We start from the raw sequence: 1,071 nt of genomic DNA on the forward strand, positions 1-1,071 counted from the left end.
GAGCCTCCGGCAAACCCGGTGCGGTTCAATTACCTGCGCGAGAAGATTGGCACTCGCGACGTCAGAGCCCTTGTCCGAGCAGATGTGATTGCCGCGCAGAGGGCTAATGCGCATAGAACGCGTTTTGCAAATTACATCCCGCAAATGCTTGTCGTGCTCTGCGAGCATGCGATTGATTTAGGTTGGTTAAGTACCAATCCAGCGAAGGGCGTCAAAGCTCTTAAGACCCCAGATGACCGCAAACAGGAGCACCAACCATGGCCCGATTCTGCGGTAGAGCATTTTAGAACTAAAGCCAGCGACTTGTGCCGCCTGATCTTCGAGATCGGAGTTGGGAGCGTCCAGCGCCCCGGCGATTGGGTTGGCTTTCGGTGGGGGGATTATGACGGCGACTCCCTTCGGCTTCGCCAGAATAAGACCAACAAGGCCCTCGTCCTGCCCTGTACTGCCGAGCTCAAGGCTGCATTGGATCAGGCGAGAGCCTCTCTTGGTGCGCTGCCACACCCTGACCGCCCGATCCTGATCAAGCGGGACGGGAACCCCATCAGCTATCGCTACATGGCGGACCTGATGCTGAAAGAACGTAAGAAGTTAGGTCTAGAGGCATACGACCTCCACGCCCTGCGCTATCGCGGAATCAAAGAACTGGCGTGGGCCGGCTGCGATGATGACGAAATTGCAGCCTATTCGGGCCATGCCACCAAAGCCATGATCATGAAGTACGCGGGCGAAGCTCGGCAAGAAATGCGCGCACGTCAGGCAAGGGAGAAGCGCCAATGAACAGAACAGGCACAGAACATAAACCTGATACCCTTGGGTCGGCTACGATTGCCATGTCATTGAAAGTATTGGAGGCGGGTACCGGAATCGAACCGGTCTACACGGATTTGCAATCCGCTGCGTAACCTCTCCGCCAACCCGCCGGAGCCTCGTGTTTGCTAGGGTTTTCGATTGATGGGGTCAAGGGGGTTGTTGCGATCCGCACCTCTTTCCCCGCGAGGTAGGCGGACCCCCGTTCCACGCCGAGGCATGAACGGGGGCTTAGGTCATGTTGACAAATGGCGAAGCCAG

At 57.1% G+C, this 1,071-nt stretch carries 1 protein-coding gene and 1 tRNA gene; one reads left to right on the forward strand and one right to left on the reverse strand.

Annotated elements, in window-relative coordinates:
* On the forward strand, positions 1-780 hold a 780-nt coding region (gene xerC / locus PARACOCCUSGL_RS0120100), incomplete at its 5' end, for a tyrosine recombinase XerC (protein ID WP_010401033.1).
* A gap of 69 nt (positions 781-849) precedes the next feature.
* Here the strand turns inward: xerC and PARACOCCUSGL_RS0120105 are convergent.
* Positions 850-923: transfer RNA gene (locus tag PARACOCCUSGL_RS0120105), tRNA-Cys, on the reverse strand.
* Between the last annotated feature and the right edge of the window lie 148 nt (positions 924-1,071).

The organism is Paracoccus sp. TRP (assembly GCF_000185925.1).
Taxonomy (GTDB): Bacteria; Pseudomonadota; Alphaproteobacteria; order Rhodobacterales; family Rhodobacteraceae; genus Paracoccus; species Paracoccus kondratievae.